Annotated in this window: 22 protein-coding genes; 4 read left to right on the plus strand and 18 right to left on the minus strand. The window is 36.5% G+C overall.

Annotation, left to right across the window (positions count from 1 at the left end; genetic code table 11):
• Positions 1-2 precede the first annotated feature (2 nt).
• From SOLCA_RS02435 to SOLCA_RS02445, 3 genes are read right to left on the minus strand one after another with little or no spacing between them, the layout of a single operon-like run.
• Positions 3-2,516: an XrtN system VIT domain-containing protein gene (locus SOLCA_RS02435; RefSeq protein ID WP_014678861.1), complete on the minus strand. Its 2,514-nt coding sequence runs from the start codon at positions 2,514-2,516 to the stop codon at positions 3-5.
• Positions 2,517-2,565: 49 nt separating this feature from the next.
• Positions 2,566-2,868, minus strand: a complete 303-nt coding sequence (locus SOLCA_RS02440; protein ID WP_014678862.1) for a winged helix-turn-helix domain-containing protein — start codon at positions 2,866-2,868, stop codon at positions 2,566-2,568.
• Positions 2,869-2,902: 34 nt separating this feature from the next.
• Positions 2,903-3,493, minus strand: a complete 591-nt coding sequence (locus tag SOLCA_RS02445) for a hypothetical protein (RefSeq protein ID WP_245536746.1) — start codon at positions 3,491-3,493, stop codon at positions 2,903-2,905.
• Positions 3,494-3,810: 317 nt separating this feature from the next.
• On the opposite strand from SOLCA_RS02445, the gene SOLCA_RS02450 reads away from it, so the two are divergent.
• Positions 3,811-4,476, plus strand: coding sequence for an IS1096 element passenger TnpR family protein (locus SOLCA_RS02450; RefSeq protein ID WP_014678864.1), 666 nt, complete (start codon positions 3,811-3,813; stop codon positions 4,474-4,476).
• Between the two features lie 29 nt (positions 4,477-4,505).
• A complete protein-coding gene (miaA, locus tag SOLCA_RS02455; protein WP_014678865.1) occupies positions 4,506-5,429 on the plus strand; it encodes a tRNA (adenosine(37)-N6)-dimethylallyltransferase MiaA in 924 nt (307 codons plus the stop codon).
• Here the strand turns inward: miaA and SOLCA_RS02460 are convergent.
• The 7 genes from SOLCA_RS02460 to SOLCA_RS02490 all read right to left on the minus strand — a co-directional run bounded on the left by SOLCA_RS02460 (position 5,426) and on the right by SOLCA_RS02490 (position 14,990).
• Entirely contained in the window at positions 5,426-6,064 is a 639-nt protein-coding gene (locus SOLCA_RS02460) for an NUDIX hydrolase (RefSeq protein ID WP_014678866.1), read from the minus strand. The two genes, miaA and SOLCA_RS02460, sit on opposite strands and share 4 nt — an antisense overlap.
• 71 nt (positions 6,065-6,135) lie before the next feature.
• Positions 6,136-7,548 carry an MDR family MFS transporter gene (locus SOLCA_RS02465; protein WP_014678867.1) on the minus strand — a complete coding sequence of 471 codons (1,413 nt, stop codon included), beginning with the start codon at positions 7,546-7,548 and terminating at the stop codon, positions 6,136-6,138.
• A 121-nt stretch (positions 7,549-7,669) separates the two neighbouring features.
• On the minus strand, positions 7,670-9,202 hold the full coding sequence (locus SOLCA_RS02470; RefSeq protein WP_014678868.1) for a DUF6600 domain-containing protein: 1,533 nt from the start codon (positions 9,200-9,202) through the stop codon (positions 7,670-7,672).
• A 281-nt stretch (positions 9,203-9,483) separates the two neighbouring features.
• Positions 9,484-10,707, minus strand: a complete 1,224-nt coding sequence (locus SOLCA_RS02475; RefSeq protein ID WP_014678869.1) for a glycoside hydrolase family 27 protein — start codon at positions 10,705-10,707, stop codon at positions 9,484-9,486.
• A 3-nt stretch (positions 10,708-10,710) separates the two neighbouring features.
• Positions 10,711-11,880 (minus strand): heparan-alpha-glucosaminide N-acetyltransferase domain-containing protein, encoded by a 1,170-nt coding sequence (locus SOLCA_RS02480; protein WP_014678870.1) that lies wholly within the window; start codon positions 11,878-11,880, stop codon positions 10,711-10,713.
• A 148-nt stretch (positions 11,881-12,028) separates the two neighbouring features.
• Entirely contained in the window at positions 12,029-14,635 is a 2,607-nt protein-coding gene (locus SOLCA_RS02485; protein WP_014678871.1) for an AsmA-like C-terminal region-containing protein, read from the minus strand.
• A 136-nt stretch (positions 14,636-14,771) separates the two neighbouring features.
• Positions 14,772-14,990 carry a hypothetical protein gene (locus tag SOLCA_RS02490; protein WP_014678872.1) on the minus strand — a complete coding sequence of 73 codons (219 nt, stop codon included), beginning with the start codon at positions 14,988-14,990 and terminating at the stop codon, positions 14,772-14,774.
• Between the two features lie 107 nt (positions 14,991-15,097).
• On the opposite strand from SOLCA_RS02490, the gene SOLCA_RS02495 reads away from it, so the two are divergent.
• On the plus strand, positions 15,098-15,871 hold the full coding sequence (locus SOLCA_RS02495; protein WP_014678873.1) for a M90 family metallopeptidase: 774 nt from the start codon (positions 15,098-15,100) through the stop codon (positions 15,869-15,871).
• An 18-nt stretch (positions 15,872-15,889) separates the two neighbouring features.
• On the opposite strand, the gene SOLCA_RS02500 is transcribed toward SOLCA_RS02495, so the two are convergent.
• The 3 genes from SOLCA_RS02500 to SOLCA_RS02510 form a co-directional block, all read right to left on the minus strand.
• Positions 15,890-16,252 (minus strand): nuclear transport factor 2 family protein, encoded by a 363-nt coding sequence (locus SOLCA_RS02500; RefSeq protein ID WP_014678874.1) that lies wholly within the window; start codon positions 16,250-16,252, stop codon positions 15,890-15,892.
• Entirely contained in the window at positions 16,253-17,332 is a 1,080-nt protein-coding gene (locus SOLCA_RS02505; protein WP_157604499.1) for an alpha/beta hydrolase, read from the minus strand.
• A gap of 116 nt (positions 17,333-17,448) precedes the next feature.
• Positions 17,449-17,907 (minus strand): hypothetical protein, encoded by a 459-nt coding sequence (locus SOLCA_RS02510; RefSeq protein WP_042479177.1) that lies wholly within the window; start codon positions 17,905-17,907, stop codon positions 17,449-17,451.
• Positions 17,908-18,534: 627 nt separating this feature from the next.
• Between SOLCA_RS02510 and SOLCA_RS02515 the strand changes: the two genes are divergently transcribed.
• Entirely contained in the window at positions 18,535-20,358 is a 1,824-nt protein-coding gene (locus tag SOLCA_RS02515; RefSeq protein ID WP_052308534.1) for a TonB-dependent receptor, read from the plus strand.
• 90 nt (positions 20,359-20,448) lie between these two features.
• Here SOLCA_RS02515 and SOLCA_RS02520 read toward each other — a convergent pair whose 3' ends face one another.
• The 5 genes from SOLCA_RS02520 to SOLCA_RS02540 form a co-directional block, all read right to left on the minus strand.
• Positions 20,449-21,801 (minus strand): cbb3-type cytochrome c oxidase subunit I, encoded by a 1,353-nt coding sequence (locus SOLCA_RS02520; RefSeq protein WP_014678877.1) that lies wholly within the window; start codon positions 21,799-21,801, stop codon positions 20,449-20,451.
• Between the two features lie 3 nt (positions 21,802-21,804).
• Positions 21,805-22,209 carry a c-type cytochrome gene (locus tag SOLCA_RS02525; protein WP_014678878.1) on the minus strand — a complete coding sequence of 135 codons (405 nt, stop codon included), beginning with the start codon at positions 22,207-22,209 and terminating at the stop codon, positions 21,805-21,807.
• Between the two features lie 174 nt (positions 22,210-22,383).
• Positions 22,384-22,965, minus strand: a complete 582-nt coding sequence (locus SOLCA_RS02530; RefSeq protein WP_014678879.1) for a c-type cytochrome — start codon at positions 22,963-22,965, stop codon at positions 22,384-22,386.
• 153 nt (positions 22,966-23,118) lie between these two features.
• Entirely contained in the window at positions 23,119-23,967 is an 849-nt protein-coding gene (locus SOLCA_RS02535; RefSeq protein WP_014678880.1) for an OmpA/MotB family protein, read from the minus strand.
• A 169-nt stretch (positions 23,968-24,136) separates the two neighbouring features.
• Positions 24,137-25,684, minus strand: a complete 1,548-nt coding sequence (locus tag SOLCA_RS02540; RefSeq protein ID WP_014678881.1) for a B12-binding domain-containing radical SAM protein — start codon at positions 25,682-25,684, stop codon at positions 24,137-24,139.
• Between the last annotated feature and the right edge of the window lie 38 nt (positions 25,685-25,722).

Below are 25,722 nucleotides of genomic sequence, written 5' to 3' on the forward strand. Positions count from 1 at the left end.
GATTATTGCTTATGAATGTTTAAGAATAGGAAGCCTTTCAATTTTGGATAAAAGATGTAAATGAATACTCCTGCTATCAGTATTATTAGCATCCATTCATGTGGTTCTGGCACGGCTCCTGAAGAATTCATAGCGGCATTTCCCAAGCTGTTGTCATATTTCTTTATGTTGAATTGGTCGTAGTCACTTTGTCTTTCCAATACGACTAAGCTTGATACCGGACTAACAATGTTGGTAATTCCGGCCTCTGAAATTAAGTTGGTTGCTACCGAATTAGTCGCCATGCCTTTATTTCCGATCTTAAATAAAAGATGGTTATAAGCAAAAAGCCGTAATAAATGGTCTGGAGCATTGTTCGTTAATGAAGTGTCTGTAGTTCGCTCAATTCGTAATCCTGCACTGCTGATAACTACACTATTTTCATTTTCAGGATAGGCAATGAACTGCTCTTTGTTTATTAAAGTGGATAAAGTTTCCCAATCTTGTTTAATGGATTGAATTACCCGAAGCTCTTTTAACGATTTAAGGTATATGCTCTCATTATCGCCAATCTGAATGACTTTTAATGGAGTTGGATTATTTGAGCAATATGTTTTCAGTTTATTATAGAATTCAGAGTCTTTTAACTCATCCAACGTAGGACTGTAAAGGGTTGAACTGGTGACGAGTAGGGCAGATGTGAGGTCGGTAACTTGGTGAATAGGGAACAACGAAAATGTTAGGGAAGATAATTTTTCAAATAGCGCATTTCTGTTTTGTGTTGTCACTTTCACAAACTTATTATCATAGATATAGACATCCTTGTTCCAAAATATCTTTAGTGCTGCAGTAAAATCTTGTTGCGACCAGGATGAATTAACATCAAGGTAAATTGATTTTGGGTCGAAATGTTGTATCTCAGGTTTTAAAGGGGCAAAATGGTACGAATAGCCATTAAAAGAAAAAGAATGCGGTAAAAGTGGCTGCTTCTTAAAACTTAACATCCAATCCGGTTGATAATCCCTGTTTGATAAATAAGTATTGGTAACTTCCTGATTAAAACCCGATGGAAGTTTTAAGTCCTCAGGCGTACGCATAAACTGAACCTTGACAATTTCTTTGGCATTACTGTTTTCCGGGCCTTCAAACCATATATTTTCATAGCTAACAATATTATCAGCTACTGGTAAAGGTGATGTAATACCAATCTTCACAATACGGTCCTCTTCATTTGTACAAGGAAAAACCCGTACAGTTACCGTATTTCCTTCTTGCCATTTTACTACAGAAGGATCTCTAACTTCAACTCCTACAATGGTTTCATAAGCCTTTTCGGCATTTGAGCGGGTAGTGATAAGCCCTTTTTCTTCTTTTCCATTGACCCATAATGAGAGGCTGGTAATAACACTTCCTTCAGGTAGGTGAAAAGTGAATAAAGCTTCCTGATTCTGATTCCATCCACGTTGATCATTGTTGTGGATACTGATTGTTTTCTCTGTATAGGCTAATTGAAGCTCTGGGTAAATTTTAACATTACTATTGATTCGGCTAACACTTAAATGATCGCCACTCCATAGTTGTTCCTGAGTCTGGTGACGGTTTCTGGAAAGTACCTTAAGCATGTTGATAGACGAGCTCCGGTCAAGCATCTCAGAAGGAGTGCCCAATGACGATAATACAATCAACGGATCATGTTTTTTTGGTTCATTGGTAAGTCCCGAAGGCATTTCAAAGAATCCAATATTATCCTGGAAGGTACGATAAAGCAAACCTGATTTCAAGATTTTAACCGTCAGGAGATCAGGAGCAAGTTGCTGACTTACAGTTACCCAATTAGGGAGCGAACTTTCAGAATTTAATAGAGATAGGGAAGTGGTGGTTTTAATTTTTTCAATCCTGTTTTGCCACACGAATACCCAAACAATGGCAGTAATTAAAGGAATGAGCAATCCAATACTGTATGATGGCCATAAACCGGTATGTTTCCGCTGTAGTGTACTGAATGAAGCAATTGTTACACAGAGCAAAAGGAGCGGCACCAATAAATGCAAAGACAGTCCTAGAACGATGGCTCCTAAAATTGCGATAGGGTAGGTACTTGCTAATAATAAAGCAAAATAGGCATACAGGAAAGTGGCTATTCCGAGAAAGAAACAAAGTAATGAGACAAGGAAGCCGCTTTCAAACTCAAAGGTGGCAAAGAGTAACAGACTAATTGATGAAACCATTAGTAGAAGGCATAGCCAATTTACGCTATCATCAAACACCGTAATTTCTTTGTTTAAAGCAAAAGCACTTATGTTAAAGAGTAAAAAAGAATAAATTACATTCGGACTTACAAGGTTTTGTATAAATGATTTACCTTCTCTAATTATCAAACTAAAAAATAAAAAGGAAATAGCAGGTAAGTAATGAAGCCAGAAAAACGTAAAGTTGTTCGCAGAGTGGGCCGGATTTCTTAAAGCAAACAATAGGAAAGAAAGTGCTATTAAAAGCAATCCTATCCGGTTCATGGTAGTTAAATGTTTTAGTTTCATTTATATTAAGTGAAAGTACTTTGAAATTCAAAGTATATAGATAAAAAAATTATTTGTTTGATTTTAGCAATAACTCAAGGCTGTTTAAGTGATCTGCAAAAGCCTTTTTTCCAATCTCAGTTGCTTCATATGTTGTGTTAGGTTTTTTTCCAATAAATTGTTTACTGATTTTGATATAGTTCAACTCTTCAAGTGCTTTAGAATGGCTGGCTAAATTACCATCGGTTACTTGTAGTAAATCTTTCAAAGTAGAGAAATCGACATTGTCGTTAACCATCAGGATCGACATAATGCCTAATCTAACTTTGCTTTCAAAGGCTTTATTGAAATTTTGAAACAGATTTACTACCATGGCTATTTTTTACGGTTATTTCCCTTACTACTTTTTAATTACCACTGTCATATTTTCTGTACATTACTGAACCGTAAATAATGTGCATGATTCCGAAGCCAAAGCACCAAAACCAGAAACCATATCCGATAATAAATAAGTTAATCAAGCCGAGTACTAACTCTACCATGCCTAAATAGCGGATATCACCGAAGGTGTACTTGCTGGCATTAATAAGCGACAAACCATAAAATATAAGCATGGACGGAGCGATCAGTTTATAATTTGACTGTAATAGCAATGCAAGTGAAAACATTCCGCCGGCAAATAATGGAATGCACAAATTAATGATCAAACGTTGAGCTGATTTATCAAGCAATGAGTGCTGAATTTTTCCGGCTTTTCTTTTTGACAGGATAAAGGCTGTACCTATTGATAAAAACAATACTAATAAAGCATCAATCAGGCAAAACAACATGAATTTGTTTTGCAATGTGAATACCGGAGCATACTCGTTCATTGGAACAAAACTCTTATTGTAATGTTGATTGGCCCAAAATGCTGCAGCTGCACCAAGCAGAGCGTAAACACCGGCAAATATTCCCGATAAACCATTTAATGAAATAAACTTCGATGAGCGTTCCATTAAACTTCTGATCTCCGTCAGTGATTCTAGATGTTTATTAATATTTGTGTCCATTTAAAAAGAACTTTGAGTTACAAAGTTAAAAAGGGAAATCTAATTTGCAAATGAAAGTTAAAAATGCTTTAAAGTGGCTGATTTTTAATGATATTGCTGCAATAGTAAAAGCTGAAAATAGTTTTATGGCTTTATAATACTAAAAGTTGAAATTCGTTTAATAATGATTTAAAGCGAAGATAAACAGGACGGTACTCACTTTTTGACTTATAGTTGTTTTCGTATTGCTGTCAGTTTCCTATTTTTGCATAAAATAAACAACAATGGCTATCTATAGATTCAGAGTTGCATTCGAAGATTATGATGCAGTAAGGGAAATCGATATTAAATCGAACCAAACGTTCGAAGATTTTCATTATGCTATTCATAAGGCAATTAATTATGATGCTAATCAGGCCTCATCTTTTTATGTGAGCAACGACCAGTGGATTAAAGGAGAAGAACTTGCTTTTATGCCTAATGAGCGTAAAGTTGAACGTGGTATAAAATTAATGAAGGATTTTAAACTAAGTAAGTTTATTGATGACCCTCATCAGAAATTCTATTATATCTCTAATTTCGATCGTCCTTTTGATTTTCATGTTGAACTTTCAAAAATTTTATTGGATCCGGAAGCTGGTGTTGAATACCCTGTTTGTGTAAAATCAACTGGAGAGCCTCCTAAGCAATTTAAGGCAGCAGCGGTGGTGGCAGCAACCAATAAAGAGCCGTTGGAGTCGTTGGATGATGAATTTGATATTGAAGAGCCAGAAGAACTGGATGAGTTTGGTATTGACGTTGAAGATTTCTCTTCAGGAGGAACTGCTACCAAAACCTCAGACGAAGAGGATGAGCAAAGTGAAGTGGAAGATGGAGAAGCGGAAGATGAGTTTGGAGAACTAGGATTTGGCAGTGGTGATGACGAATATGGTGATCGTGACGATTATTAATAGATAAATAAGTTCATGGTCCATGGACTATGGACTATAGACTTATTAGAGTGACCAAAGAGCATCGTAAAAAACTGATTGTAATTGTCGGGCCGACAGCCGTGGGAAAAACACGTACAGCGATTGAACTGGCAAAGCATTTTCACACCGAAATTATTTCGGCCGATTCAAGGCAGTTTTTTAAAGAAATCAGTATTGGAACAGCCAAGCCCGATATGGATGAATTGGCAGAAGCCAAGCATCATTTCATAAATTCCCATTCAATTTTTGATGAAATAAATGCCGGCCGTTTTGAGGTGGAAGCATTAGCTGTGATTGCTAAGCTGCATCAGCAATACAATCAACTAATTATGGTTGGCGGATCGGGGTTATATATTAATGCTGTTTGCGATGGTTTGGATGATCTTCCAAAAGCCGATGAAACACTGAGGCAGCAAATTGTCGATCAATATGAAAAAGAGGGGATAGTTTATCTGCAAAGTGAGGTTGAACGATTAGATCCTCAATATTTTCGGCAAGTAGATCAAAGTAACCCACAACGATTAATGCGGGCCCTTGAAGTTTGCCTAATGACAGGACAACCTTTTTCATCCTTCAGAAATAATTCATCTAAAGAACGTCCATTTGAAGTTATTAAAATCGGCCTGAATCTTCCTCGGGAAGAACTGTATGCCAGAATTAACCATAGGGTGGATTTAATGGTTGAAGTAGGGTTGGTAGAAGAGGCCAGGGCCATGTATCCTAATAAAGAAACGTATGCCTTGCAGACGGTTGGTTACACAGAATTGTTCGATTATTTCGAAGGAATGCATAGTCTGGAACGAGCCATTGAATTAATCAAACAAAATACCCGGCGGTTTGCGAAACGCCAAATCACCTGGTTTAATCGCGACAAGAATACAACGTGGTTTAAACCGGATGAAGTAGAAAAAATAATAACATTCTTAGGCTAAAAGCTCAATTCTTTTAAGATCCACTTAAATTCACTCAGCATCATAGCTGTTGCACCCCAGATTATTTTCCCATCAATTTTAAAACATGGTGCATCAAAATGAAGTCCCTGAGAGTTGGTTACCGGTACTGAAGTAACATATAGATCATCGAGTAAACTATCGACAGAAACATTGAATATCTCCTCCACTTCGATATCACTTTTAACGAAAATAGGATCAGTAGAGTAATAGCCAATGATGACATTCACCAAAAAACGACTTGGGGGTATATAAACCGGACTCAAATTGCCAATTACCTGAACTTTCTCTCTTTCAATTCCAATTTCTTCAAAGGCTTCTCTTAATGCGGTATCTTCCGGTGATAGGTCTTCAGGTTCTGCTTTCCCTCCGGGGAAGCTTATCTGACCACCATGAACTCCTTCGTAAACAGGTCGCTGTATAAAAGGGATAAATAGAGTGTTTTGACCAGTACAAAGTAATAATAGCACACTACTTTTACGCGCGTTCACCAAATCATAACCTTTTTCATAATCTGGCAACCTTAAAGCAGGAATCATTTGTAAATGAGCCTCCTTGCCAGGAAGTGGTTCTTGGAGTCGCTTTTCTAATAAGTCGATAAGGTTTTTTGGATGCACGGATATGATAACTAAAGATCGTTTTTATCGTCTTATAAAAGTAACAAAAAGATGCTTTAATGTGTTTCTCATTAAATTTCCACTATTTCTTTTTTAGCGGTTACAAGATTTTTGCTTGGAATTCTGCTGGCTGGAATTAATGCCAGTGTTACTAAAATACAGGATATGGTAAAACCTCTGTGTAAGGCAAATTGTTCGGCCTCTGCACCTGAAAAATCTAAATCTATTTTGTTGTTATAGACATTCTGATGGATGAAGGTTAAAATGGCTATGCCTAATGAGCCTCCAACTTGCAAAAGCAAACTGTTAATCGAAGAGGCCATGGTAACTTCTTCAAATTTTACTGAGTTTATGGTGGCGGAGGATAAAGGACTTATCAATAGGCCCAAGCCAACTCCACGAAGGCATACTGCCACTAACACCCACGTTAAGTTACTTTGTGCACCCAACTCCGAAAACAGGTACATAGAAAATGCTACAATAATTAACCCTGCTATGGTTAATTTTCGCGAGCCAAATTTATCGGCCATGGTTCCTGAAATAGGCATTAAAATACCCATAAATAAAGCTCCGGGAAACATTATAAGTCCCGACTCCAGTTCATTGAAATGCAAAAGGCCTTGTAATAAAAAGGGAAGCAGAAATAATCCACCAAAAAGCGCGGCTGATCTTACTACTGTTACCAATATGCAACTGGTAAACTTTTTATTCCTGAATAAACGGATATTGAGGAGGGGGGCAGTTGTTCGTAATTCAGTATGAATGAAGTAAGCCAAAGAAGCTATTAAAACAATAAGGAGAATTACCGTTTCATAAGATAATAGGCCTACACTTTCAACCCGAACCAATACAAACTGTATAAGCGAAAGAAAAATGGTAAGGCTTACGAACCCTTTAAAATCAAATTTTTCATATTTCTTAGGCACCTGTTTTAAGAAACCCAGGGAATAAAAACACATCCCTATAGCAATAACACTGATCGGTAAGTTGATCAAAAATATACTGTGCCATCCGAATTCCCGTGTTAAAAAACCTCCTAATGTTGGTCCAATGGTTGGCCCGAAAACAGATCCTAATCCCCACCATCCAATGGCTTTACCTCTTTCTTCTTTTGGGAAAACTGTTGACATGATCGCCATTGCGGTAGGATTTAAACTTCCTCCTCCAATGGCCTGTATAATTCGTCCGATGATCAGCGTTTCTAGGTTTTGTGCAATTCCACAAAATAAGGAGGCAATGGTAAATACGACTAACCCGCCAACATACAAGTTGAAGAAGCCAATGCGATCTTTTAGCCAACTCGTTAATGGCATGAAAAGGGAAAAACTGAGCATATAGCCTGTAACAACCCATTGAATCTGATCCATGCGACAGTTGAAATCTTCTTTGATAATTGGCAAGGAAACATTTACAATGCTTGAATCGAGAGAACCCATAAAGGTTCCGATCATGAGGGTAGAAAGGACTACATACTTGTTTTTCATTAATAATGAGTGAACATTTTACTAAATATACAAAAATGGCGTTGGGAAAAACATCATAAAAAAGGCCTGAAACTTTCATTTCAGGCCAAATTACAAACTAAACTATGGTATAACTAACTAACTAATTCCTTGATCTTGATCTTCCTTCGCTACCTCTGTTTGAATCATCATTGCTTACGCGTTGTACTCTTTGCGACGAATTATCTTGTCTTGAATCTCTATTAGGGCGTTCCATGCGCTGATTTTCGTTGCTTCTTCTTTCCTGCGGTTGTTCTCTTCTTTGTTCCTGTTGGTAACGATTTTCTGAGCGTGGACGTTCAGGACGATTTTGCTGTTCATTGCTTCGATTGTAATCACGCTGTCCGTTTCCTTGGTTTGGATAAGTAGGGCGATTATCGTTGCCAGGATTTCCATTTGAAGGTCGGCCACCATTATTATTCGGACGACTCTCATTTCCGTAAGACGGACGGTTATTATTTTCTATTCTATCAGTATTACCAGGGTTGTTAGGACGACGACTTTCATTGCCTTGATTTCCATAAGACGGACGGCCCGAGTTATTGTCTGGACGATTTCCATTACCTGGGTTCTCATACGAAGGACGACCTGAATTGTTATTACCCGGACGATTTTCATTGCCTTGATTTCCATAAGACGGACGACCCGAGTTATTGTCTGGACGATTTCCATTACCTGGGTTCTCATACGAAGGACGGCCTGAATTGTTATTACCCGGACGACTTTCATTACTTGAATTTCCGTATGAAGGACGATTGCGGTTGCTATTGCCCCATTGTCCATTATTATCTCTATCTCTCGGACGAGACTCATTTCTGTTTACATAATAATCACGGCTTCTGATTGTTTCCGGACGAGCAGAAGAACGCTGACTTACTCTTGGACGGTAAACATAAAGCTCTCTATTATCATAACGACTTCCTCTTGCATCATGGCATTCTCTAATAGGTACTGGACGTGCACTACAACCAGGTAATCTGTTATATTCATGCACTCGAGGTCCACATACATAACGGGTACGGTTATAAACGTTGTAGTTATTAACGATTGTTACATTTCTAACAATCGTTACATTGTTATACACAGGGGCACAATAACTATACAAACGTGGACTTGAAATATAACGTGGAGGTGCAAATACCCAATAATTGCTTGGAACGCTTCCAATGTTGATGGAAACATTGATGTTCCATCCCGGAGCCATTGGTGCCCATCCATAATAATCATTTGATGAACTCCAAATTACCCATGCAGGAGCCCATTCATATCCAGGAATCCAATACCATCCCATATAATTGTCAAATTTCCAGCGACCGTAGTGGAAAGGAGCCCATCCCCAGCTATAGTCAGATACCCAAGTCCAACCAATCTCACTCGACACCCAATGTCCGCCTGTTCTGTAAGGCATAAAATCCGGACCCATATCAGGTCTCCACACATATCCGTATTGGTTATCGTACACCCAATCACCGTAAGGACTCAATTCATCATAAAATGTTTGGTAGCTCACACCCTCATCATCCATATATTGTTGTTGCCCCACTCCACTATTCGCTGAAACGCCCATTGACGCTGCATATGAAGTAAACACTAAGGTCAGGAATGCAGCTACTAATGTGTATTTTATTGTTCTCATATTGTTCCTTTTTTTTTCGAAAAACCTTGGTAGGGTTCTTTATTACTAAGACGATTGAAACGAACTATGGTTGTATGAGAATTTAATAAATATTTAATATTAATGCAGAATGTGGTTCCTGATTATACAGAGCCATTTTTTACAAAATGAACATTAAAAATGTTACAATAATGACCCGTAAGAATCTTAATTAGTGATAAGATGAGGAGAAAAATAACGACTTAAACGATCCGTCAGATTTATAAAAAACGGATCGTTTAAGTCGTCAGTGTAGCTAAATTTTATTTGTATTGGAACACATTGAAAGGTTTCATACTTCCTTTAATTTTAAGGACTATTACCCCATGTGGAAGCACTTCAAATTTTTGCTTCTGATCACGCGTAAACGGATAATCTTTCTTTGACCATAAGTCTCGCATTATATACCCTTTATCGGGATCAATTCCAACTGCATTAAGGTCAAGAACAATCGTATCGTTTTTAGATGATCTGTTCAGGAGCGCAATCGCCACCATGCCACTCATGGTACCGTACAAAGGTTTTGCCCATAACTCAAGGTCTCCATTATCGACTAATCGTCTTGCCTGGTAAACTAAAGGGTCTTGGTTTAAAGCTATAACCTCTTTATTAGTTAATATTTCTATTGTTTGTTTCGACATCTTCCGCAGGTCGTTTCCTGCAAGAAGAGGGGAGTTCATCATACACCACATACTAAAATGACTTTTGTCTTCTTCATAGCTCATCCCTCGTCCTACTTGTAGCATATCCATATCATTTACATGACCTGGGGAAGCGTATTTCCATAGGTCTGCATTTAAATCAATGATTTTTAAAATCGATTCATACTGATTGTTGATATCTCCTGAAATTCTCCATGAATCGGCAATGTGAGTAGCCCACGCACCCGGAAATTTCCATCTGCAAATGTTATAAACAACCTTCGGATTGATAGCCCTAATGATTGTGCTAATAGCAGTGTACCTTGTTTGTTCATCAAGTTCCATCCATTCGCCCCCACACCAATCTACTTTGATAAAATCATATCCCCATTTATTTAACATCAACTCAAGATCCTGCTGATCATGCCCAAATAAACCCGAACCAGTGCTAATTGTATCTTTATCCCAGTAAGAACCACAAGTATTAATGCCTGCGTCTGAATAAATACCCGCTTTTAAACCTTTGGAATGAATATAATTGGCAATGGATTGCATTCCGTTGGGAAATCTTACAGGATGAACAAGTAACTGTCCATTACCATCGCGCCCGCCGAAAAAACCATCATCAATATTAACATAGCTATATCCGGCATCTTTCATTCCGGTAGATACCATATAGTCAGCCTGGGATTTTATAATTTCTTCATTAATATTTATTCTGAAGTTATTCCAACTCGACCAACCCATAATTGGAGTTTGAGGTCGTAAGACTTTCGGGTTATTTTGTGCACAGGTTTGCTTATTTAAAAGTAAAACGGACAATAGTAGTAATAGGAGTGACCTCATGAATTAGAGTTTTAGTTTTATACGACGTTTTTCAAGCCATCCCGTAATTAAGATGATAATTAATGAATAAAGAAGACTTTTGATGATGCCAATTGTGCCATCTCGCAAAACTTCTGGTAGTTTCCATCCAATTATAGTATAGATAGCATAATGAAAATAGGGTAATAGATAAGCGGTAAGGGTAGCAGTTCCTGCCGGTTTTAAAATCTTAAACCAACTTTCTTTCTTCCTTATATCCACCAGCCAAATTAGTAGCATAAAAACAACAATTATAATTCCTGAACAGATGGTGGTCCAAGAAGGCGTGCCTCGTAATTTCGAAATTCCCCAAATAGGACGGGTGCCAAATCCAAACGCGAATAAGACAATTGCAAATCCTGCCAATAATAACCATAAGTATAGATTATGGTTAGAATGTTTATTATAAATAAGGGCGGTTAAAATACCAGCCACCGTAATCGTTGCTGTTGATCCATCACCTACAACCCATAAATGTAAATGTGGAGGCATTAATTGTGCATGAAAGGCAGAATTTAATGCTATTAAGGCTATAAAACTTGTAATTAAAGCCACCAAATTGCCTTTTGACAGCACGTAGATGGTGCTACATAACAAGTAAGCCCAGCCGATCAAACCTAAGATTCCCCACCAGTAATGTTTCATCCAAACCGGATGCGTTGCGTCACCACCTTTATAAATTGCAGCAAGCAGGATAAGCATTGCAACTCCAATTCCCTGAAGTGTAAACTTTCTGCTTTTGATCATGTCCCGTGGATAATCCAGCCAAATCAGAAAGAAAGCAAGTGTGATCAGTATTTGCCAGATAGGTTTTGGTAATAAAGCACCCGGGTTATAGCTTTCAAGATTAACGTGGAAGAAACCAATTACCAATAGTGCAAATGAACGAATGAAAATGTGCTTAAGCAGCTGAATAGTTGAGTCTCCCTTTTTTATCCGGTTTTCAACCGAAAACGGAATTGATAAGCCAACGATAAATAAAAATGCTGGAAAAATTACATCCGACAATCCCATTCCATCAGTTTGAACATCAACATGTTCGAGCCATTTGGGGACATTAACTAACGACCAAAGATCATTTACAAAGATCATTAAAAACATGGTTAAGGCCCGTATTACATCAATAGAACCTAAGCGATTGATTGTTTTGGTCATTAGGTTGACAGACTTTTAGTTTAAATTGATAACAGCTGTTAAAATAATTAATAATTAGCCTGTTTAGTTGAAAAAATGAAAATAATATAAAATAGAAATGCCCCACTGTATGCATACAGTGGGGCATTTCTATTTTATATTTTAGTTTTTATTTGCTGCCAAAAAGGCCTTTTAACTTATTTTTTACTTCGCTTTTTACTTTTTCAGTAGCCTGTTTTTTAACGGTATCAACTTTTTGTTTTACTTGTTCAGTTGCTTGTTCTTTCAGTTTTGTCACTTCTTCTTTAGCTTTTGTCTCAAGTTCGGCTTTTTTCTCATCTGCCGCTTGCGCTAATACTGATTGTCCGGCTGATTTATCATTAGCTAGTTGAAGTTTAACGGTTGGCTTGGTAATGCTACCGCCTAAAAGAGCATTTACATTGATGGTTTCCCCAACAGAAACATTAGTACCTGCTTTGCTATTTAAAGATGCAACCAATGAATTTACCGTAGCATTTGCTTGTGAACCTAATAAACTACGAGGAACCTTTAATGCAAGTTTATAATCCATTGATTGATCCAAACCGTTAGAACCTTGAACATTCATTAAGAAATCACCTTTTTTAACATCAAACGGAGAAACTTTCAGACGACCTTCTTCGATACGGAACTTAGCCAACAGGTTGTTTACTTCCAGTTTTTTCAATTTATCCGTATTTAAGGCCATTGATAATTTATTCATTGGTTCAAATCCTTGAACTATAGCCTGAATAATATTGGTTAATCCTTCTGCATTTATTGAAGAATAAACAGGCATCATATTTTGGTTCAGGTCAGAATTGAACTTAAGATCTGTTGAGAAGGTTCCTGCGGTATATTTTGCAATTGGAGCCAATAATTTAACAGTATTAAAAGTTGAAAAGGCTTTCTGAATGTTCATGTTGTCAATTCCGAAATTGATATCAACCTTAGGTTTCTTTGGATTGGTGGTGGCATAATAACCATTCATTTTTACTTTTCCATCCAACATGTCCATCGACATATCCTTAAAAGTAATTGTTTGGTTTTTTACAAATAATGCACCGCGGGCATTTTGGATATCCATGTTATCGTACAATACACGGCCAACTTTTGCAGTAAGCGTAAAGTCGATATTGGCAGGGACTTCAATAACACTAAGTTTAGCTGTATCGTTTTTGGTTTCTACCGTAGCAGGGCCCATTAGTTCATTTACATTCACAAGAGTTGAAGAAACATCAAAAGTTCCTTGTAATGCCTGCCCTTTTTGGAAGAAATAAGCTAAGTAGTTGTTGATTGATCCGTTTGCTGCAAAATCACTTTCGCCAACTTTTGCTGAAAAATTAGTTAGTGAAATGTTTTTAGGGTTAAACGTAAGTTTAGCAGATGGAATACTTACTGGTTTTGGAACGTTTGCGCCTGAGTAATTGAAGGCAGAAACAACCATTTGTCCTGCAGCTTTAAATTCCTCATAACGACCTTTGTCTATAGAAGACTTATGTCCGTTGGCTTGTACATCCGCATCAAGAACACCACTTAGTTTCATGTCTTTTAACGGGAAAATAGTAGTCATTTGTTTTAAATCTACTTTTCCTTTTAAAGCCATATCTACATAAGGGTCAGATATAGGCGTTTTTACTAATAAACGACCATCCAAAGGAACGGCACCAAATTCTAAATGGAATGAAGGGATATTAACCTGAGTGTGATCAATAACACCGTCAGGGTTGCTGATCGTTGTTTTTACCTGGATATTATTAATTGCTGAAGGAAGAGAAGGATATTTGATTTTTCCGTTTTCAACCAACAAATTTACATTAAATGCAGGAAGTGATTTTTCATTATAAATACCTTTTGCAGAACCATCCATCGCAAATTTCCCTGAAGCTTCTAAATCTTTAAAGTTGGAAGCATAAATAGCGGGAATTAATGAAAGGAAGTTTTTTAATTCTGATTTTTTGGCATCAAACTTAAAGTCGATAGCCATATCCGTTTCATTCGGCATTGAAAGGCTACCAACAAATGAAAGCAATAACTCGTTCAACTTGATTTCATTTTCTTTCAAGGTAAACTTCATTTGCTTCATGTCGATATCGATTGGCAATTTAGCGCTTAGGTTTACTTTGTTCAGATAAGGAATACCTCCGTATTTAACCGTTAATTTCTCAATATCAGATTCGGTATCTAATGTGAAATTGTCTTGAGTGAAATCTCCTTTACCAGAGTGGTTTAGATTTTCAAGCGCCATAAAGAAGCCTAAAGAAGCATCATCATAAACCACCTTACCATTATTAATGCTATATTTTTTCAGAGCAGCTTTAAAGGTAGTAGGTTCTGCCGATGGTGTTGCCGAGCTATCTGGTTTGGCGATATCCCAGTTCGCTTTACCGCTTTTTAGCACTTTTGCGTAAATGGAAGGTTTATCCAATTCTACAGAACGGATTTCATAGGTTTCACCTTTGATTACGCTCATCAGATTTACATTTACCTGTAATTGTTCAATATTTGCAAGGGTATCAGTTGCAAAGCTATCAATACCAATTACAGTTAAATTATTAAGTCGTAAACCTAAATTTGGGAAAGAGCTTAGTATAGTAAGATCAAAATCTTTAAAATCTACTTTGGCGTTAACATTTTCATTGATAGATGATTTAACCTTAGCAACGATTTTGTCTTTAAACAGCAATGGAACGCATACTGCAGCCCCAAGCAAAACCACAATGAGTATTGCAATTGTGATAAAAACTTTCTTTAGCATTTTGGTAATATGGGTTTTGTTTGATTTGATTATAGTTTATTGTTTAAACGAATAATCTGAATAAGAGTTATGCTAAAGACAAAAAAACTGGTAAAATAATAGATAGGTTTTTATTGTATTGGTTAAATAAAATAGTTTAAACCTTTTGTTGATTCCTGTAAACCACAGAAATAACAGAACCGGCAATGAAAATTATTCCCCCGAGTATAGGAATCCAACTAATTTCTCTGTGGTCAGGATCATTCATTTCTACGCGCCCAACCTTAAAGTCTTTTTCTTTAGCGATCATACTGAATCCGCTAAATGCTAAAATGGTAATACCAATAAGTAGCAATGTTAACCCAAGTGTTCTCATCGTTTTAAAATATTAGTTCATAATTGTAAATTCAACGTTTTTTGCAAACTATCTGACTTTGTAAATGGTTGTTAACTTACTGTTGAGGACTACTGTTACCCTTAAATATGGAAAAGATTATAGGACTTCTTGGAATTATACTATTGATTTGTCTTGTTCGAAATTATCTCGGACTCAATAAAAAGACAACAATAAATCCTGATAATGTAAATTTAAGAACAATTCTTGAGGATAATGTTTTGTTTTACAGTAGATTATCTCCTGATCAAAAGAGGCTGTTTGAAGAAAAAATAAATCAATTTCTTGCTGAAATTCATATTGAAGGTGTGGGAATGGAAATAACTGATATGGATAAGGTGCTGGTGGCGGCAAGTGCAGTTATTCCTATTTTTCATTTTGATCATTGGAAATATAAGAACCTGACTAATGTGCTGATTTATCCAGATACGTTTAATGAACAATTTCAGTATGACAATGCGCAACGGAACATTGCCGGAATGGTGGGTACAGGTTACATGAACGGACAAATGATTCTTTCTCGTCGTGCATTGTATGAAGGATTCAAAAATCACCAGGATAAGTCAAATACAGGTATCCATGAGTTTGTGCATTTGCTAGATAAATCAGATGGCGAAACCGATGGTATTCCTGAGAGTTTATTAGATCATCAGTACACCATTCCATGGCTTACCCTTATGCGCGATGAAATCAGAGAGATCAGAAAAGGATCTTCAGATATCAATCCTTATGGAGCAACTAATGATGCGGAGTTTTTTGCTGTCGCATCAGAATATTTCTTTGAACAACCTCAAAAGTTTAAAGAGCATCACCCTGAGTTATATAAACTGATGTCCGATATTTTTCAGGTTGATGCTGTATGATTTGCTGAATATTAAAAATTATCCATGATATACTCTTGACGCTACTATTTTATCATCACTAATTTCTAATACCTCTGCAACTAATAAGTCAGGTTCATTTGCAACTCTTCTTACGTATTCCATAAATACTCGTTCATTATTTGCTGTTAGCGAAGTTGGAGTGTATTGTAAGGTTGGTAATCTGTCAAAAGCGTCTTTCCACCAGGCTCTTAATGCGTCTTTTCCCTGAACTAGTCCATTGGTTTCAGGATGTCTTATTTTTAGTTTGGGACTAAAGTGAACGGCTTCGTCATCATATAATGAAAGAAGCTGTTCAAGGTCATGCTCGTTAAATGCGTCAAACCACTTGCCGGCAATTGTTTCTAAAGAATTGGTTGTCATTTATTTGAAAAACTTTAGTTGTTTGTTCTCTGCGTTAATAAAGATGATGTAAGGCTTACCTTGTTCATCCTTTTCAAAAGAAAAGAATGTTTTCTGCATTTCCTCAATGAAATAATCTTTCTTAGAGCTGGCAAAAAGTTCAAAAGGGGTCTCATTAAATGTGGTTTTAAGGTATAGTTTCCTATCCTTCTCAAAGATTTCCATTTTAAGAGTGCTATCTGTTGGTGTAGTGTATACTCCTAAATAGGGTTTATAGGCTGTCGGACTTAAATCGATAGCCTTAGGCTTTTTACAATAACCAAAAGCGATTGCTTCTTGCATTACCTGTGCCAACCCGGACCCATGATTTGCTTTCGGTACTACTCCTGTTTCAATAATTAAGTTTTTACATTCTTTACTTTCAATATACTGTTGAAATAGCGACAGGTTTTTAACAGCATCTCGCTCGTATTCTCCAACACCGGCGTATACTTTGGCATTTAGATCATTATGGGTGGTAAAGTATTTTTCAGATTCAGAAAGTAAAGTTTTAGCGTAATTCCCCGGAGCTCCTATAAAAACCATGTTAAATAACTCTGGACGGTTAAATAGTACATAAGTGGTAAACATTCCTCCTAATGAATAACCGTAAATGGCTTTTTCATTCGTTGTTCGGTAACGTCCGCTTATCCAAGGCATAACTTCTTTTTCAATAAACTCCAGAAACTTTGGTCCGCCTGTATACGGATTTAAATCCCTGGTTCTTTTGTTCTGCCCTTTTCCATAACCTATTCCAACAATTATAGGTTCAGTAATAAAATAATCTTGTCGGAGCATGCTAAAGCAATTCATGGCAACAGTCATATTCCAATCTCCATCAGTCATGTATAAAACCGGATATTTATTAGTTGACGATGAATAATTATCAGGTAAACGAACATAAAGTTTGAAATCATCCGCTACAGCTGCCGAATGGATCATTCGTGTTTCAATGTAAGAAATGCAAAAAGGGGTTATAGAAGTATCTGGCGATTGAGCAAATGCCAATGAGTGTGTTAATAGATAAATAACACAATTAGATAATAGCTTTTGTAAGTTCATAGAAATGAAGAAATGATGTTTTTTAACTTTAATTAAAAATGCAATTAAAAGATTAAAAAACATCATTACTTCAGTAGTCCGAAGAAAAGATGCGAATCAATAAATAGCAATGATTATTAAACCACTACAAGGTTATACTCGTTGTAATCATGGCAAATCTGAGTGGCATACTCTTCATCAAAATATAGTTTAGCACCATATTTTGCGAAAACAGGATATCGTGTTTCCGGACGAGCTTTGTCGAGGAAGTTATATCCCGACAGGAAAAGATCGGCGGCCGATATTTTTACCTTATAGACCCTACGATGTTCCGCCTGGTCTAAAATGTCCATTAACTCCGTTCTTTCCAATTTACTTTCCGCTTCAAGTTTTACACGGAAAATCTCATCACCCGCTTTGGGGCGGTTGGTAAAAATCAAGTCAAAGTTTTTTACATAGCACGATAAGCAAAAGAGGTCATTGTAAATAATTGCCGGACAATTAGGGTCTCCCAATAATTTTACTTGAAACCCCGATCGTGTAAAAAAATCCACTACGCGCTTATTTCTTCGCTGAATATCAAATTCTGTAATCATAACCTGTAACGATCAGGAACTTTTAATTTTAAATAACTAAATAACTCATAGATTGAATGCTTTGTTAATTGTATACAAAGGTACAACCTATAACACAACAGAAACAAATTTGTTTGTCTTGTGATTACATAAAGAGCCTATACACAAGTTTAGGACCAAATGCTACAATGTTTGAAAAGAAAAAAACAAAACTGAGGAAATTATTTCTTTGGAGGTTGATAATGTTTTGTAATTGGTTGAAATAATTGCTGCTGATACTCTAAACGGGTTTTCTATTTAATTGAGATTACTATTGTTATAAAAAACTTGGCTACTATTTGTGTTTTATCAGCAGTAGTGATTTAGTTTGGTCGGGTATGAGGTGAGAAAGTGGGGGTATTTTTCCCCATATTTAAAGTATGGCCCTTTTTACCTTAGTATACAATTATTGTATTAACATATTCTACCTTTGTGCCTTCTTAAAACAATCATCTAATGTATTCAAAATATACTTTTTATTCTATTGGTAACATTATTAGAAGTCTGAAGGCGTATAATCTGAATAAAGTTATAGGACTACTTCTACTTACGATTCTCTCCTCATCAAACATTTTTGCACAAACTGATACTTCGAAAAACAATTCTCAAATGTTAAAGGAAGTTACAGTAAACTCCCAACGGAAGAAGATCTATTCGGCCCCAGGAAGAGTTATTTCGGTAATAACAGCTAATGAAATCAAGAATATGCCTGTACATACGGTACAAGATCTATTAGAATCAGTTTCTTCTGTTGATATAAGAACGAGGGGCGAAAACGGAGTTCAGGCTGATGTAAGTATACGCGGTGGATCATTTGATCAGGTGCTTATCTTATTAAATGGAATAAATGTTACTGATCCGCAAACTGGGCACCATAACCTAAATTTACCAGTTAATCTAGACGACATAGATCGGATAGAAATATTGCAAGGTCCCGGTACGCGGATTTTAGGACCAAATGCATTTACAGGGGCAGTTAACATTGTTACCGGAGAAAAGAAAACAAAGAAATTACAAGCTTCACTTGCTGGAGGGGAGAATGGTTATTTATTAGGTTCAGTGTCTGCATTTTATCATAAAAAAGAACTTTCAATTGGAAGTTCAGCAAATTACAGTCGCTCCGACGGATATATTCATAATACAGATTTTAATCTGGGAAATTATTTCCTACAGATGCAATATGAAAATGCTAAGGCCGGAAAAGTTAATTTTCAAGGAGGTTTTCAGAATAAATCTTTTGGTGCTAATAGTTTTTATTCACCTGCTTTTAAAGAACAATATGAGCATACACGAACAATTTTTTCAAGCTTACAGTGGAATAAAAATTATGAGAAGCTGATTGTGGATGCCTCTTTCTATTGGCGCCGTAATTATGACCGCTATGAGTTGATTAAAAACAGTTCTTTCGGTCGCAACTTTCACAGGACGGATGTGCTGGGTGGACAAGCAAAACTTTCTTATTTTTCACAAATTGGAAAAACCACTGTTGGTGTAGATTATAGTAATCAACAAATTGTAAGTACAGTTTTAGGAGTTACTTTAAATAATCCTTCTGAGGTGGATTTCGGAAGTGATATATCTCCAATTCCCCAATATGTAAAAGGTGATAATAGAAATGTGTTGAATACTTTTATTGATCACACGATAATTGTTGGAGCGCTTTCATTATCCGGTGGATTGTTAAACTCATGGAATGAAGATTATGGAAGTCATTGGCAGGGTGGGGCAGATGCTTCTTACAGGATAACATCAGATTGGCAGGCTTTTGCCGGAATAAACCAATCGATGCGTTTACCAACGTTTACAGATCTCTATTATAGAGGACCTGATTATGCTGCTAACAATAACCTTGTCCCTGAAACCGCGCTATCTTATGAAGCTGGGGTAAAATATGATAGATCTAAGTTCGGTGGTTCATTATCGGTATATCAACGTAACGGTAAAGATATTATTGATTGGATTAAACCACCTGATTCAGTAAAATGGCAAAGCAGTAACATTTCAAAAGTAAACACAACCGGATTGGAGCTATCGGTAAATTATAAACCTGCCACCAGCTTCATAAAAAGAGCACAGTTTGAATTAACATGGCAAAAAACCGATAAAGACACGAAAAATTATACTTCTATGTATGATCTTAGTTTTCTGCGATTTAAATCGGAGTTTATATTAGATCATGCGATAGTTAAAAATCTGATAGCAAGTTGGAGAATCTCTTATCAGCAAAGAGCAGGAAATTATAAGGATTTTAATACGAAAGCTGTAGTAGATTATAACCCCTTTACCTTATTGGATCTTCGGTTGATGTACACCTTATCAAATTATGCTGTTTTTGTAGAATCAAGTAATTTATTCAATACTACCTATTATGATTTTGGGAATCTGCAACAGCCCGGACGCTGGATGAAGGCTGGAGTTAAGTTTCGACTTTAACGAATAAATAGATGTTGACTTAATAAAAATGAAAATGCTCAGTACTAACCTGAGCATTTTCGATATATAGTAGTAGTTTGTGTGTGTCTTTTAGTTCTGTAGATCTTCCGCTGTTATTAGTTCATGCGTAGGTTCAATTGTTTTTTGAGGAAATGGCATAAGCAATAAAATGATGGCAATAACACCTAAGCCAATCATTAGTCCTACACCGGCAAAAGTAAACAGTTCGATGTAAGGAGTTACCGATTCCATTAGTTGAGTATAGTGCATTTTGGGTTGCTCGATTGTTAAGTATCCTTTTACCCATCCAGCAATAATTAAGGCTACCCAAAATATTCCAAGAAAATATTGGTTGGCTTTATGAGTAATATTAATAATCCGCTTGTATTTAAGCTGTTGTAAATCTGCTCGTAAAATATAACTGATCGCACCCAATAATATAAATGTGTTAATCCCAATGGTAGTACCCATTGCATGTGCAACAGTAATATGCGTTCCGTGCGAATAACGATTGAAAGCTGGAATGCTCATTAATAATGCTAAAATTAGGTTTGCAGCTACCCAAAACTCTGCAGCTGTTAGAAAACGGTAACTAACCAAATGACGTAATTTTTTGGCGGTGTCTAAGGTTTTACGAAAATCCCTAATGATCTTTAATAAGAAAAGCCATTCTGTCATACTTACAGCATAGGCAACGTGCCGCATCCAATTAGTATTTGGTAAATTATAAATATGATGCCCCCAGTTAAACATCAGGTTAAAGAGTCCAAGGAAATAAAAAAAGTAGGTTTGGCGTGAATGCAACATTTTTCGGTCTCCACTTATTTTATACATCATAAAGAAGGATAAACCGTATATCATCTGATTCCAAGCGCCAACCATTGAACCATTTGCTTTCCATTGTACCGTTATTTCACGGCGAAATGATTCTCTGAACCAAGGGATTTGCCACGCATTTTGTTCTAAGAAGGTGAATAGGAAGAATAATAGTCCTGTCATCCACATCCATTCATAGGCTGGTGTTGATTTGTTAAGAGGAGTGAAAAGCGAATAAATTAAAAATATCCAGGCCGCTAACAGCGGAAGATTTAAATACGGAGGAAATTCCCAATATTCTCTACCTCCGAATTGGTTTAGACCATAATGTATAAATACAGCAATAATAGTGAATACCCATAAGTACATAAAAGCTTTATTCCATCCCTTTTTTTCATTTAGAGAAGGGTTGCTTTCGTATTGAAGATAGCTAACGCAGCAAGCAGCGGCGCCTATAATCCAGAAAAGGGCTGCCGATGTATGTACTGGTCGCAGTAACTGAAATGGTAAAAAATGATTAAACAGATTGGGAAATAAATAGGCACAAGCTGCCAGCAGACCCGCAATCAGGGTTACTAACAGAAGGACTAATGAAAAACGTATAGTGAATCGTTGTAAAGCAAACATGGTTTAGTTGTTGATTATATAGGTTCCGGTCCAGTGTACCTGGTCTGCCGAAACATGGTTTTTTCCACTTTTATCTACCCATTGCAGAAATGCAATGATTTCATCGGTTTCAGTATCTGATAAATGAAAATCGGGCATCTTGGCTGATCCGCTTTTTATGAAAGCTTTCATATAATAATAGCCTTTGGTTGAATCGGACGCAATGTTGGTTAGATCGGGGCCCATATAGCCTCCGAGGCCATATAGTTGATGACAGGTATGACAATTATTTGCTTGCCATAAGTGCCATCCTTTAATTGCCTTTTCGGAAGGTGGAATATTGTTTGGTTGTGAATCACTTTTAAAATACACAATTACGGTATATATCATGAACATACCTGCCAGTGAAAGCCATACTTTTAATACCATTTAACGTTATTTGGTTGAGGCACGAAAATAATAGGCTGATTTTTTTTAGAATATGACAGATGTCATATAGTATATAGAAATAATAGATATTCGATGGTTAAGAATTGATCTGAAGGAGCGGGGTGTAAAGGATAATCTCCTATGCTTAGATATTATAAGCATAGGAGAAATGTATTAAAGCTCTGCTAGATTTTTTGCTGCAGGAACAACATTTTCAACAGGTTTTACTGTTTGGAGATAGGCAAAAATTGATTTAAGGTCAGTGTCGTTAAGTTGAGCATAAGACTGCCAAGGCATTGGTGGCAACAAAGGACGACCGTTCTCTAACCCTTTGTTTTTGCCCGTTCTGATACATTTAATAAACTGTTCTTCAGACCATTGTCCAATACCGGTTGCATCTGATGTAATATTAGCCGAATAACTAACACCCCATGGTCCGATTAAAGCAGTTCCCTGATAATTAAACAAAGCATAATTTTTGACTATTGATTTGTCAAATTTCATTATTGTTTCATTTGCCGGATGGCCGGATAATAAACGTTCGGAATCTAGTTCAGGACCGTTGGCGCCAAATTTTTTCGGGGAATGGCAGTCATTGCATCCCATCGCAACAACTAAATATTTACCTCTATTAATTAAACTGTCTTTTGTAATAACCGCTGATGTTTCAGTTTTTGCATCAGATGGTTTACAGGCAGAAAAATAGCCTAAAGATAATAGTCCCAAAAGGCCAATGTAGATAAGTGTTTTTTTCATTGTGAAAGTAGTAGTTTATGGATTTATTTACTCTAAACTAATTACTTTAACTAATTATTTATTAAGTATTTATACTTTATTTTTTAAGGTGATGAAATAGGTGGTGTTATGTAAAAATAAAGACCACTATTTAGTGGTCTTTATTTTGTGTTTTTATTTTTTAGGAGTTTCCAATAATTTGAAGAATTGGTCTAACTGAGGAAGAATCACAATTCTTGTGCGGCGATTAGCTGCTCTACCTTCGGCGGTGGTATTATCGGCAATTGGAATAAATTCACTTCTTCCTGATGCTGCCATGCGAGCAGGAGGAATTCCATAATCATTTTGAAGCACTCTTATAACAGATGTTGCTCTTTTAACACTCAAGTCCCAATTATCCTGAATACAATTGTTTTTTATTGGGTTAGTGTCAGTATGTCCTTCAACCATAAACTCAATCGCAGGTTGATTTATTAATACTTTAGCAACTTTACCTAATACAACTTTTGCCTGGTTGGTAATAGTGTAACTACCACTGTTAAACAAAAGCTTATCAGAAATATCGATGTAAACCACACCTTTATCTACTTTTATGTTGATGTCTTTATCGTTTAAATCTCCTACAGCACCTTTTAAGTTCATCACTAATGCCATATTCAAGGAGTCTTTACGGGCAATTGATTTTTGCAGATCTTGTATGTAAGCGTCTTTTGCGCCGATATTTTCCATTGATTTTTTGATACTCTCAGCTTGCGATGCAGAAATTACCGACATGTCTTGCAGTTGTTTCAAGGCCGCGGTATTATTTTCTTTTAAATAGGAAAGTTGTTGATTAAGATTCTCAATTTGAGAGTTAGCTTTACTTAACTGACCTTCGCAATCTTGTTGTTTTACCTGCAGTTGTTGATATTGGGTTGCAAGGTCATCTTTTTCTGCTTTTACGAATTTTAACTTTTTAGAACTCACACATGAGAATAAAAACGGAGTACATAATATGGCTAGCGCCATAGGTATTTTTCTCATAACTAATTTATTTAATGAAAGGATAATTTTCTATCGAAATGATAGAATTGCAACTATAATACCAATGATAATTATCACTATACTGTATTTAGGATTATAACGTAAAAGCAACCGTTTTAATTATGGTTGTTTTATGCGATAGGAAAGCTGGATAGAGATCTGAGTTCTGTTAACTCAATTGATTTACTTGCTGGGAAGTTTTGTGAAGATAGATATTGGGGTTATGATTAATTGAGCCGGCGGGTAACCACTCCCACCACTCACCCAGATCCTTTTTAATAATATTAATGTAAAATTGGGGAAGTACAGTGGTTTCTCCTTCAAAATATTGTCTGAAAGGCTTGTTTTCGATCAGGTTTTTTCTAACCTCGCGATAAAACCGCAAACGACCCCAACCCTCAGAAGATATTGCTCTCATTAAATTCATCCACTTCGACGTAAAGCTTGGTGTAGCTTTAATTCTTCTGTAAATTGCTTTTTTTGAAAATGAGTACTCCGTTAAGTCTATTACCTTGTTATAAAAATCGATCCACTCATAGTTTTTGGGTTTAACATTCATAGCCAAATGATTGTTCAAGAAATGGAATGGGAACGGTAATACCCTGTTAGTTTTTTGATATTCAAGATTCAAAGGCGCTGATTCTCCAAATGCAGATAATAACGAATAACCTGGAAATGCAGCTGGAGAAAGGTCTACAAATCGCTTAGTGAGTTCAAAAGGTTCATTTCCTTCATCACTGTCGAGTCCTAATACAAAATTGGCTTGTAAATAGGGGATATAGCGAAATATCATGTTAACATGTGCTGATATTTTCAGGAGCTTTTCTTCTCCGCAATTATGCGAGGTTCTGGATTTATTACCTAATTCATACCATGATTCAATACCGGGCAGCATTGCATTGAATCCATTTTGCTGCATCACTTTTAGATGATCTTCTGTAAGAATAGAAAGACTACTTTCAGCAATAAACTCGAAACTTTTGGGAGGTGCAACAGAAGCTATTGCATCCATGTAGCTCTCAAACCTAACCCCAAAATTGGGATCATGCCAAACGATTAATGGTTTTTTGAATTTTGTGAGTAAGAAACGTAAGTCATTTTTTAGTGTTTCAAAATCAAGGGCCTGATAGGGAACGGTTGCATCAATACAGAATGGGCAGGTGTATGGACAACCTACACTGCCTATCATGGGTACAATTTTAAGAAACGGTGCTTTTTTTAATGTAGATTCGATAAAACGCCAACGCTCTACCACTCCAGGTAGGCTAGCTGGTTGGTTCGCTTCCGAAAGATATTTGCCTAGCGGACGTTGTGGGGTACAATTATTTAGAATTTGAACAATTGTAGATTTGTGGGTAAATCCAGTTACATAATCAAAATATTTACAAGCATCATCCGGATAAGAACGCGAGTGTGGCCCACCTAATACGGTAACAATACCTTGGTTTCGGAAATAATTACTGAGCGCATAGGATAAAAGGGCTGCCTGGGTAAATGCACAGATAAATATTAGGTCCATGCCTTGTGGTAACTCTTTCCGCAAATCTTCGGTACCCGTATAACAAATTAATTTTACATCGTGCCCTTCCTGCTCACACCATGTTGCAACCACTTGAGGCATAATGCTCGCCATATTGGCATGCATTATTCTGGCCCATAACGTATTATTAGGTCCTTTACTAACCAAATCGATAACTCCAATCTTGAGCTTTGACATTTATGGGTCGAATTTGTTTCCTGAAACTCTTAAAACTT

This window comes from Solitalea canadensis DSM 3403, from assembly GCF_000242635.2.
Classification (GTDB): Bacteria; Bacteroidota; Bacteroidia; order Sphingobacteriales; family Sphingobacteriaceae; genus Solitalea; species Solitalea canadensis.

Bases quoted from the DNA above. Each gene is read 5' to 3' on its own strand.
- SOLCA_RS02465 (WP_014678867.1), bottom strand. From the start codon at position 7,548: ATGAAAAACAAGTATGTAGTCCTTTCTACCCTCATGATCGGAACCTTT.
- SOLCA_RS02535 (WP_014678880.1), bottom strand. From the start codon at position 23,967: ATGAGAAAAATACCTATGGCGCTAGCCATATTATGTACTCCGTTTTTA.
- SOLCA_RS02450 (WP_014678864.1), top strand. From the start codon at position 3,811: ATGGCTATCTATAGATTCAGAGTTGCATTCGAAGATTATGATGCAGTA.
- SOLCA_RS02520 (WP_014678877.1), bottom strand. From the start codon at position 21,801: ATGTTTGCTTTACAACGATTCACTATACGTTTTTCATTAGTCCTTCTG.
- SOLCA_RS02445 (WP_245536746.1), bottom strand. From the start codon at position 3,493: ATGGAACGCTCATCGAAGTTTATTTCATTAAATGGTTTATCGGGAATA.
- SOLCA_RS02525 (WP_014678878.1), bottom strand. From the start codon at position 22,209: ATGGTATTAAAAGTATGGCTTTCACTGGCAGGTATGTTCATGATATAT.
- SOLCA_RS02490 (WP_014678872.1), bottom strand. From the start codon at position 14,990: ATGAGAACACTTGGGTTAACATTGCTACTTATTGGTATTACCATTTTA.
- SOLCA_RS02480 (WP_014678870.1), bottom strand. From the start codon at position 11,880: ATGACCAAAACAATCAATCGCTTAGGTTCTATTGATGTAATACGGGCC.
- SOLCA_RS02495 (WP_014678873.1), top strand. From the start codon at position 15,098: ATGGAAAAGATTATAGGACTTCTTGGAATTATACTATTGATTTGTCTT.
- SOLCA_RS02530 (WP_014678879.1), bottom strand. From the start codon at position 22,965: ATGAAAAAAACACTTATCTACATTGGCCTTTTGGGACTATTATCTTTA.
- SOLCA_RS02475 (WP_014678869.1), bottom strand. From the start codon at position 10,707: ATGAGGTCACTCCTATTACTACTATTGTCCGTTTTACTTTTAAATAAG.
- SOLCA_RS02500 (WP_014678874.1), bottom strand. From the start codon at position 16,252: ATGACAACCAATTCTTTAGAAACAATTGCCGGCAAGTGGTTTGACGCA.
- SOLCA_RS02470 (WP_014678868.1), bottom strand. From the start codon at position 9,202: ATGAGAACAATAAAATACACATTAGTAGCTGCATTCCTGACCTTAGTG.
- SOLCA_RS02435 (WP_014678861.1), bottom strand. From the start codon at position 2,516: ATGAAACTAAAACATTTAACTACCATGAACCGGATAGGATTGCTTTTA.
- SOLCA_RS02505 (WP_157604499.1), bottom strand. From the start codon at position 17,332: ATGAACTTACAAAAGCTATTATCTAATTGTGTTATTTATCTATTAACA.
- SOLCA_RS02485 (WP_014678871.1), bottom strand. From the start codon at position 14,635: ATGCTAAAGAAAGTTTTTATCACAATTGCAATACTCATTGTGGTTTTG.
- miaA (WP_014678865.1), top strand. From the start codon at position 4,506: ATGGACTATAGACTTATTAGAGTGACCAAAGAGCATCGTAAAAAACTG.
- SOLCA_RS02540 (WP_014678881.1), bottom strand. From the start codon at position 25,684: ATGTCAAAGCTCAAGATTGGAGTTATCGATTTGGTTAGTAAAGGACCT.
- SOLCA_RS02515 (WP_052308534.1), top strand. From the start codon at position 18,535: ATGTTAAAGGAAGTTACAGTAAACTCCCAACGGAAGAAGATCTATTCG.
- SOLCA_RS02510 (WP_042479177.1), bottom strand. From the start codon at position 17,907: ATGATTACAGAATTTGATATTCAGCGAAGAAATAAGCGCGTAGTGGAT.
- SOLCA_RS02440 (WP_014678862.1), bottom strand. From the start codon at position 2,868: ATGGTAGTAAATCTGTTTCAAAATTTCAATAAAGCCTTTGAAAGCAAA.